The 8,953-nt window shown below is 64.2% G+C and carries 7 protein-coding genes; 2 read left to right on the top strand and 5 right to left on the bottom strand.

Annotated elements, in window-relative coordinates; genetic code table 11:
- Positions 1–102: 102 nt before the first annotated feature.
- The 5 genes from ACFDS3_RS17450 to ACFDS3_RS17430 all read right to left on the bottom strand — a co-directional run bounded on the left by ACFDS3_RS17450 (position 103) and on the right by ACFDS3_RS17430 (position 6,238).
- Complete coding sequence (locus ACFDS3_RS17450; protein ID WP_375263632.1) at positions 103–1,653, bottom strand: FGGY-family carbohydrate kinase; 1,551 nt, start codon at positions 1,651–1,653, stop codon at positions 103–105.
- Between the two features lie 9 nt (positions 1,654–1,662).
- Positions 1,663–2,631 carry an ABC transporter permease gene (locus tag ACFDS3_RS17445; protein ID WP_375263631.1) on the bottom strand — a complete coding sequence of 323 codons (969 nt, stop codon included), beginning with the start codon at positions 2,629–2,631 and terminating at the stop codon, positions 1,663–1,665.
- Positions 2,624–3,643, bottom strand: a complete 1,020-nt coding sequence (locus ACFDS3_RS17440) for an ABC transporter permease (protein WP_375263630.1) — start codon at positions 3,641–3,643, stop codon at positions 2,624–2,626. Before ACFDS3_RS17440 ends, ACFDS3_RS17445 begins: the two co-directional genes overlap by 8 nt.
- Positions 3,636–5,126, bottom strand: coding sequence for a sugar ABC transporter ATP-binding protein (locus tag ACFDS3_RS17435; protein WP_375263629.1), 1,491 nt, complete (start codon positions 5,124–5,126; stop codon positions 3,636–3,638). The genes ACFDS3_RS17440 and ACFDS3_RS17435 overlap by 8 nt, the downstream gene beginning before the upstream one ends.
- 128 nt (positions 5,127–5,254) lie before the next feature.
- Entirely contained in the window at positions 5,255–6,238 is a 984-nt protein-coding gene (locus tag ACFDS3_RS17430) for a substrate-binding domain-containing protein (protein WP_375263628.1), read from the bottom strand.
- Here ACFDS3_RS17430 and ACFDS3_RS17425 point away from each other — a divergent pair.
- Together ACFDS3_RS17425 and ACFDS3_RS17420 are read left to right on the top strand one after the other, a co-directional pair.
- Positions 6,186–7,355, top strand: a complete 1,170-nt coding sequence (locus tag ACFDS3_RS17425; RefSeq protein ID WP_375263627.1) for a substrate-binding domain-containing protein — start codon at positions 6,186–6,188, stop codon at positions 7,353–7,355. The two genes, ACFDS3_RS17430 and ACFDS3_RS17425, sit on opposite strands and share 53 nt — an antisense overlap.
- A 240-nt stretch (positions 7,356–7,595) precedes the next feature.
- Positions 7,596–8,624, top strand: a complete 1,029-nt coding sequence (locus ACFDS3_RS17420; protein WP_375263626.1) for an IS110 family transposase — start codon at positions 7,596–7,598, stop codon at positions 8,622–8,624.
- The last annotated feature ends 329 nt before the right edge of the window (positions 8,625–8,953 follow it).

Genomic DNA, 8,953 nt, shown 5'->3' with positions numbered 1-8,953 from the left:
TCCGTCGACATAAGGTTCATGTTCACTGTTCTCCCAGATGGATTCTGTCTTGTGAGATGCCGTCACGGCCCGGCCTGATACGAAGGGCCGCGAACCGTGGGGTCAGGACCTCGCCGGGCGGGCCTCATAGGCGGCGCGGAACCGGGCATACCGCCGGTCGTGCAGAGCCGCCGCTGCAGGATCGGGCGATATGACGCGAACCTCGCGCGCCGCCGCCGATCGGGCGAGATCGAACTTTTCGTCCAGGGCCATGCCGGCAGCGACGGCAGCGCCGAGCAGGACGGGTTCGCCCATGCCCGACAGGACCACGTCGCAGCCGGTCGCATCGGCATAGAGCCTGACGAGGAGAGCGGATTTCGCATGTCCGCCGCTCAGGTGAAGGCGCCGGATCGGCACGCCCTGCCCGCGCATGGCGTCGATGATCTGCCGCGTGCCGTATGCGATGCTCGCGCAGGTCGACCAGTAGACCTTAAGGAAGGTCTCATGCGGATCTTCCAATGTCAGCCCGAGGATCGCGCCCCGGAGCGAGGGGTCGGCAAGAGGCGAGCGGTTGCCGAGGAAATCCGGCAGCACCATGATGTCGCCGCCCTGGTCCGGGTCGTCCTGCATGCGCGCCAGCAGCTCTTGCGCCAACGGGCCATGGGGGGCCTCGCCATAGCTCTTCGCGGCAGCGAAAAGGGCCACGATCTGGTCGAGCATCGCGCCCGTGCTGCTTTGCCCGCCTTCCAGCGCATGAAAACCGCCGAGGACCGCGCCGTTATACGGCCCCCAGACGCCGGGCACCTCGATCCGCCGGTCCACGAGCGCGATATGGCAGTTCGAGGTTCCGGCGATCAGCGCAAGCCGGGTCTCGGGCGCGTCATCGGCAAACAGGCCCGATGTGCCCAAGGCCCCGGCATGGGCGTCGATCAGCCCCACCGCGACCTCGCAACCTTCGCTCAGTCCCAGCTCGGCCGCGGCCTTCGCGGTGAGCCTGCCCGCCGGCGTCCCGACCGGCGAAGCGGTCTCGGGCAGGCGGGCCTTCGCGCGCAGGTCGTCGAGGCCGATCTCGTCGAGAAAGGAGGAGACCCAGCTTCCGGCGTCCGCGTCATAGGTCCATTTGCAGCCCAGCGTACAGACCGAACGGTGGTTGGTGCCGGTGGAACGCCAGCCGAGGAAATCCGCGAGATCCGCCGCATAGCCCAGCCGCTGCCACAGGTCGGGGCGGTTGCGTTTCAGCCAGAGCAGCTTGGGGATCTGCATCTCGACCGAGATCGATCCGCCCAGATTGTTCAGAACCGGTGAGCCGGTCGCGTTGCATATCCGCGCCTCCTCGCCGGCGCGCTGGTCCATCCACATGACGATGTCCCACCCCGGCACCCCTTCGCCGAGCCGCAGCGGCTCATGGGCATGGTCCAGCAGGACGAGCGAACAGGTCGCGCTGTAGGACAGGCCACGCACCGACTGCGGGTCGATTTCGGCGCGGCGCACCGCCGTGCGGGTCGCGGTGCAGACGGCGGCCCAGATGTCGGTCGAGGACTGCTCGACATGACCCGGACGCGGCCGGTGGATCAGGATCGATTGCTGCGCCGCGGCCAGCAGGTTGCCGTCTTGGTCGAAGACGCCGCAGCGCGCGCTGCCGGAACCTACGTCTATTCCCAGAACATATGCCATCGCTTCGCCCTACGACTTCGACTGGAAGGGGGTGCGCACCGCCATCACGACGATCAGAAATCCTCCCCATGCCACGGTGGCGAGGTGCTGGTTCGCGCCCATCAGGTTCATGCCGGAGGCGATGACCTGCAGGCTGACGAGGCCCACCGCCAGCGGAAGCACCCTCCCGAACCCGCCGAACGGATTGGCCCCGGCCAGAAAGCAGGCGAGGATGGTGATCAGCAGGTAGCTCTCCCCGTGACCGACCCGCACCGAATTGAACCGGGCCAGCATCAAGAAGCCGGCAAGGCCCGACAGCGCCCCCGAAAGCCCGTAGACCCAGACCAGGACGCGGTTCACGTCGATGCCCGAAAACAGCGTGGCCTCGGGGTTCGAGCCTGTCATGTGGATGGCGAAGCCGAGCTTGGTGAACTGCATGATGTAGTAGCAGGCCGCAACGGCCCCGAGGAAGATCAGCATGGGCACGGGAATGCCCAGGAGGCTTCCGTGGCCGATGAGTTCGAAGGCATCGGGCATGCCCGAGATGTCGCCGCCACGCGTCAGCATCTCGCCCAGGCCGCGCAGCAGGATCATCGCGCCCAGGGTCACGAGGATGGGATGCGCCCCGACATAGGCCACCATTGCGCCGATCATCATGCCGATCGCCAGCCCGCTCAGCACGCTGATCGCCAGCCCGACCGGCACCGCGACGATGCCGTTATTCGCCAGGATCGCCTGCACCACGAAGGCCGTCGCCAGGCCGCAGATATTGGCCGTGAAGGTCACGGCGAGGTTCAGCCCGCCGGCGATGATCGGAATGAACATGGCCAACGTCAGCAGGCCCAACTCGGGCAGCTGGAAGGCCATCGAGCGGAAGATGCCGACCGACAGGAAGCCCGGCGCGGCCAGGGAGAAGAACAGGATGACCAGCGCGAGGAAGGCGAACATCGCGCTCAGCTCGATCCGGTCGCCGGACCATTTCGCGGATATGTTACGCATCGGCTTGACCTCTCGCAGTCGCATCTCCGCCCTTGGCGGTCGCGTGGTTGAGCTTGGGAAGAAGGCGGTCGAGATTGCGCACGGTGATCGCCGACAGGATGACGACACCGACGACGACCTTGAAGACGAAGGGCGATATGCCCAGCAGGTTTAGCCCGTTCTGGATCAACGCCAGCAGCATCACCCCGAGCACCGCCCCGGTGACGGTGCCGCGCCCGCCGCCCAGCACGGCCCCGCCGAGGACGACCGCGGCCAGGATGTCGAGTTCGCGGCCATACAGGGCGTTGGGCACCACCTCGCGGACGATATGCGCCTGCATCAGGCCGGCGATGCCGGCGCACAGGCCGAGCCAACCATAGGCGAAGGCCTGGATGAGCGCGACGTTGACGCCCGATCGCTTGGCCGCTTCGGGACTGGAGCCGAAGCCGTAGATCTGCCGGCCGAACCCGGTCCGGGCGAGGATGAGGCCCGTGGCCAGGACCATGACCGCCATCACCAGAACCGGCAGGTAGAGATTGGCCGAGCCGCGTTCGAGCTCGACGCTGAGGATGGTGATCCGCGCATATAGCCAGTCCGGGATCGCATAGATCGACCGGCCGCGCGAGACATACATCAACAGGCCGAAGAACAGGTTGAACGTCCCGATGGTGACGATGATCGAAACGATGCGGAACCTATGAATGAACAGGGCATTGAGCAGCCCGAGCGCGATACCGGTCCCACAGGTCAGGACGATGGCGATGGCCCAGTTGCCGCCGTCGAAGTTCAGCAGCAGGCTGACCACGACGTATTGGACGACCGAGGCGGCGACCGAAAAGGAGATGTCGATCCCGCCGGAAATGAGCACGACGACCAGCCCCACCGCGAAGATGATGTTGACCGACTGGTTGTTGAGCAGGTCGAACAGGTTCTGGATTGAGGCGAAGCTCGGCGTCGCGACGCTCAGGAAGACCGAGACAGCGGCGATCAGGAGAAGCAATATGCCCTCCGGCGAGAGCAGGGCCTTACGCATTGATGAGCTCCTCGAGTTTCTCTTCGTCGACATGCGCTGGGTTCAGCTCCTGGTGGATGCGGCCGTTGCGCAGGATCAGACACCGATCCGCATGGGTGTGGATCTCGCTGGCCTCGTCGCTGATGAGGATGATCGACATGCCCTGCGCCGCGAGGTCGCGCACGATCTCGAAGATCCCCGCCTTTGCGCCGACATCGACGCCGACCGTGGGCGCGTCGAGGATCAGGACCTTGGGGTTCGTGGCGAGCCACTTGGCCAGCACGATGCGCTGCTGGTTGCCGCCCGACAGGGCCGAGACGGGCAGCCGCGGATCGCTGACCTTGGTCCTGAGCCGGCCGATCCAGTCGCGGGTCAGACGCGAAAGCCGCGCAGGCGCGAGATAGAAGGGCGGATCGGCGAGCGCGTCCAGCACGGTGACGGAGGTGTTGTTGATGATCGACTGGTTCTGGACCAGCCCGAGGTTCAGCCTGTCCTCCGAGACATAGGCGATGCCCGAGGCGATGGCGTCCCTGTTGCTGCGAAAGCGGATGGGCTTGCCGCCGAGCAGGATCTCCCCGGCATCGGGGCGGGTCATGCCGAACAGCGACAGGGCGATCTCGGTGCGCCCCGATCCCATCAGCCCGGTCAGCCCCAGGATCTCGCCGCTTCGCACGGCAAATGAGATGTCCTCGTACTGCCCCCGCCGTGTCAGCCCGCGCAGCTCGATCGCCGTATCGCCGAACGCCTGCGCCCCGCGCGGCTGTTCGTTCATGTCCATGCCGGTCATCAGCATGGAGAGCTTCTTCTGGTTCATCCCTTCGGTCGGATAGGTTCCGACCAGGGCACCGTCGCGCAGCACCGTCACCCGCTCGCACACGTCGAGCACCTCGGCCAGGCGATGGCTGACGAAGACGACCGAGATGCCCGAGGCCGAGAGCTTGCGGACGATGCCAAGGAGCGATTGGGTTTCCTTGCGCGTCAGCGAGGCGGTCGGCTCGTCCATGAAGATGATCCGCGCCTCGGCATCGAGCACCCGGCAGATCGCGACGAGCTGGCGCTTGGCGATGCTCAGCTCGCCCACCAGCGCGTCGGGATCGAGATCCACGCCGAGCCGGGCGATGATCTCGCGCACGCGCCGCTTTCGTTCGCGCGCCTTCATCGGCTTGAAGGGCGAGGTCACGTAGCTGTCGAAGGTGATGTTTTCGGCGACGGTGAGATCGGAGAACACCGCGAGATCCTGCCAGATCACATGGACCCCGTTGCGCTTTGCATCCGCCGGGGTGACATGGGCCGCAGGCTCGGTGCCCCGGAAGCTGATCCGCGCCTCGGGCTCGGGCCTGTTCACGCCGTTTATGACCTTGATCAGCGTGCTCTTCCCGCAGCCGTTCTCGCCCGCCAAGCAATGGACCTCGCCGACCTTGAGATCGAACGAGACGTCCTTGAGTGCCGAGAAAGCGCCGAAATTCTGCGTGATGTTCTCGGCTTTGAGTGCATAGTCCGTCATTTCGGCGCCCCATGACATCCCAAGCGCTGCGCAGCCGTCACGGCGCGCAGGCTCGGCCATTTCGAGATTTGGAGAAAAGGCGCGTGACAGGGCCTCGCGGCGGCTCCGTCACGGCGAAGGCATCGCGTTTACAGGCCGAGCTCGGCCAGCCCGTCGACGGTGTCCTCGGTCAGGGCAAGGGGCTTGTTGGCAAAGATGTTGTTGCCCTCGAGCGCGATGGTGCCGAGCAGGGGGAGCTCGTCGCCGTCGGACAGCTCCTTGCCCTCGGCCAGCATGGCGCCCAGTTCGACGAAGACCTTGCCGGCTTCGAGCGGGCTCCAGACATAGCCGCCGGTGATCGCGCCTTCATGCACGAGCCTGCGGCCCTGTCCGGCCGAGAACAGCCCGACCACGGCCACCTCGCCGGAGAGGCCACGTTCCTGCACCGCGCGCGCGGCGCCGATCGGGCCCTGGCTGCCGAAGGCGAGGATGCCGGAAAGATCGGGGTTGGCGCGGATCAGGTCGAGCGTCGTGTTGCGGCTGTCATCGACGCTTTCGGCGACGCCGAAGCGCTCGGACACCTGCTTAAGGTCGGGGCAGTTCTGCTCCAGATACTCGACCGCGGCATCGGCCCATGCGTTCTGCGCCGGCACGGTCAGGCCACCGACATAGACGGCGTAGCGGCCCTCGCAGCCCGTGGCCTCCTTGAACAGTTCGCCATGGGCGATCCCCAGATCCTCCGTGGAGACCAGTTCGAAATTGTAGTCGTTGTTGATCGTGTCCGGCGATTCATGCGTGATGACCTTGATCCCGGCCTCCCGGGCGCGTTCGAGCACCGGCTCGAGAACCTGCGCATCGTTCGGAACGACACCGATGACATCGACGCCCCGCGCGATCAGGTCCTCGATGGCGCGCACCTGCAGCGCGGGATCGTTGCTGGTCGGGCCGACCATGAAGGCATCGACGCCAAGCTCTTCCGCGCGCTCCTCGATGCCGATCTCCATCGCGTTGAACCACGGGCTTCCGCCCAGCTTCACGACAACCCCGATGGTCGTCTCGGCCGTGGCGGCAACCGGTGCCGTGGCGATCAGCGCGGCCGTCAGGCCGAGATGGAACGTGGTCAAAGCTTTCATGGTATCCTCCCTGGATGTCTCGCTTGCCGCACAACTTGCACAATCGATTGCGCCCAATTTGCATAGGCGCGCCAAGGGTGTCAATGTCACGGCGCGAACTTTCCGGGGCCACCGCCGATCCATGGACCAAAATCCAAAGAAGACAACAATATACGACCTGGCGAAACTCGCCGGCACCTCGGCGGGCACCGTCAGCGCCGTGCTGAACGGAAGCTGGAAAAAGCGCCGGATCAGCGCGCAGATGGCACAAAGGGTGCAGCGGGTCGCGGATGAGCACGGCTATGCGGTGAACATGCAGGCGAGCGCGCTCAGAAAGGAGCGTTCGGGTATCATCGGAATGGTCGTGCCAATTTACGACAACCGCTTCTTCAGCTCGATCACCGAGAACTTCGAAAGAATGGCGCGCGAGATGGGGTATTTCCCGATCACCACATGCACCCATCGCGACCCGGATCTCGAGATGCGGGCGGTCAGGACGATGCTGCATTATCAGGCTGAATACGTGATTTGCACGGGCTCGACCGACCCCGACAGCCTGCACGAGCTGTGCGCGAAGGCCGGTGTCCCGACCTTGAACCTGGATCTGCCCGGGCGGCGGTCGGCCTCCGTGATCTCGGACAATCACGACGGCGCCCTGCAGCTCGCGCGCAAGCTGCTCGACGACGTGGCCGGTGAATGCCGTATGCTCTTCGTGGGCGGCGAGGCGAGCGACCACAATACGAAAGAGCGGATCCGCGGCTTCATGCAGGCGCATGCGGAACGCGGCATCATGGTCGGGGACGAGCAAATCGTCACCTGCGGCTACGAGGCGCACAAGGCGCGGCAGGCCATGGAAACCATCCTGGCTTCCGGCCATGAAAGCTACAACGCGATGTTCATCAACTCCACCATCTCGCTCGAAGGCGTGACACAGGCCCTTAGCCAGTCGGGCCAGCTGCATCACGGCTCGAGGGTCGTGGGGTGTTTCGACTGGGATCCCCTCGTGGCCGTGCTGAGGCCCGAGATCGCGATGGTGAAGCAGGACGTGGAAACGATGCTGGCCGAGTTGTTCGAGCTGATCAGAACGGGCCATCACGTCCAGCCGCGCACGATTGAGGTTCCGCCCATTCTGACGTAGACTTCAGATGCACAAGGTTGGCGCCCGCCCGAAGGCGCGCGGGCTGTGCCCGGGCGTCGAGAGTGTCAGATCTTCTTCTTTGGTTGCCGCCCTTGTCTGAAGAATTCCCCTTGATCCGATCCTCCTCATGTGAGCCATTCGTGAAGCGGCAGAAGATGGGATGGTTGCCGCCCTCCCCAGACGGCATCGCGATGTGCCAAGGTCGTGGTGTTCAAGGCCACGCAAAGGAGAGGACGGCAAATGAAAGATACAATGATCGGAGTGGATCTGGCAAAGAGCGTCTTCCAGCTTCACGGGGCCAGCATGGCCGGACACTTGAAGTTTCGAAAGAAGGTGACTCGGGTCCAGTTTCGACTGTTCATGTCGAAACACGAACCTGCCGTCGTGGTGATGGAGGCCTGTGGCAGCGCGAGTTATTGGGCGCGAGAGATGGTCAAGCTTGGGCATGAGGTCCGGCTAATCGCGCCGCAATATGTGCGACCTTTCGTGAAGCGTCAGAAAAACGATGCGGCTGACGCGGAGGCGATCGTCGTCGCGGCACAGCGCCCTGAGATGCGGTTTGTCGAGCCGAAGTCGGAAGATCAGCAAGCCTGCGCGGTGCTTTTCCGTGCGCGTGAGCGGCTTCTTCATCAGCGCACCGAACTCGTGAACACCCTGCGTTCAGTGCTCTATGAATATGGCCATGTCTTTCCAAAAGGCATCGCCCACCTCAAGCGGATCGAAGCTCTCCTCGACGATCCTGCCAGCGACTTGCCTGCGCTGGTGCGGGATGAGTGCCATGATTTGCTTGAACAGATATCCGAGCAGACAACTCGGATCGATGCCAAGACAGCAAAGGCCCGGAGGCTTGCCGGGACAAATGATGCAGCGCGGCGACTGCAGACGATGCCCGGCGTGGGGCCGCAGACCGCATTGGCCATTAGCGCCTTCGCTCCGCCCATGGATAGCTTCAAGCGCGGGCGAGATTTTGCGGCCTGGCTCGGTCTCGTTCCGCGCCAATACACCTCTGGCGGGAAGGAACGCTTAGGACGTATCTCGAAAGCCGGCCAGACCGACATCCGATATCTGCTGATCATAGGGGCCATGTCGCGCCTGACAGTGCTGGCCCGAAAGTCGATCCCAGAGGGATCATGGCTGGCACGCCTGCTGCACCGCAAGCCCCTCATGCTGGTCGCCATCGCGCTGGCCAACAAGATGGCAAGGGCCATCTGGGCAATGATGACAAAGAAGGAGGACTATCGAGATCCGGCGCGAGCTGTTTCTGCATGAGGGCTACAGACCCCATGTGAGCTGGCGTCGGTGAAGGAGGTGTAAGAAGTCGATGACCTGAATGGGCGCAATGATCGAAAAGATCTGGATGGGGAAAACCAGACGTCGTTCTCGAGCCGAAAAGCTCTTGCAGAAGATATGGACCCGATCCGCAGATCACCATCCCGGCCAGCGGCTTCTTGAACGGCCGCAATCACGAAGGCCTGAGAGAAGAACGCATTCGATCACCAACCAAAACAGGTCAAAAGCGACTTGCACCATGGGCGGCAACCAGAGAAGAACGATCGCGCTGACGCGGAGGCCATCGCGGAAGCGGCCGTGCGCCCGAC

Source organism: Palleronia sp., from assembly GCF_042089775.1.
Classification (GTDB): domain Bacteria; phylum Pseudomonadota; class Alphaproteobacteria; order Rhodobacterales; family Rhodobacteraceae; genus Palleronia.
Note: the sequence above shows the minus strand (reverse complement) of the source record. Positions and strands in the feature narration are given on the sequence as shown.

What these genes read in the sequence shown, in the direction of transcription:
- ACFDS3_RS17450 (WP_375263632.1), bottom strand. Translation starts at nt 1,653, where the DNA reads ATGGCATATGTTCTGGGAATAGACGTAGGTTCCGGCAGCGCGCGCTGC.
- ACFDS3_RS17445 (WP_375263631.1), bottom strand. Translation starts at nt 2,631, where the DNA reads ATGCGTAACATATCCGCGAAATGGTCCGGCGACCGGATCGAGCTGAGC.
- ACFDS3_RS17440 (WP_375263630.1), bottom strand. Translation starts at nt 3,643, where the DNA reads ATGCGTAAGGCCCTGCTCTCGCCGGAGGGCATATTGCTTCTCCTGATC.
- ACFDS3_RS17435 (WP_375263629.1), bottom strand. Translation starts at nt 5,126, where the DNA reads ATGACGGACTATGCACTCAAAGCCGAGAACATCACGCAGAATTTCGGC.
- ACFDS3_RS17430 (WP_375263628.1), bottom strand. Translation starts at nt 6,238, where the DNA reads ATGAAAGCTTTGACCACGTTCCATCTCGGCCTGACGGCCGCGCTGATC.
- ACFDS3_RS17420 (WP_375263626.1), top strand. Translation starts at nt 7,596, where the DNA reads ATGAAAGATACAATGATCGGAGTGGATCTGGCAAAGAGCGTCTTCCAG.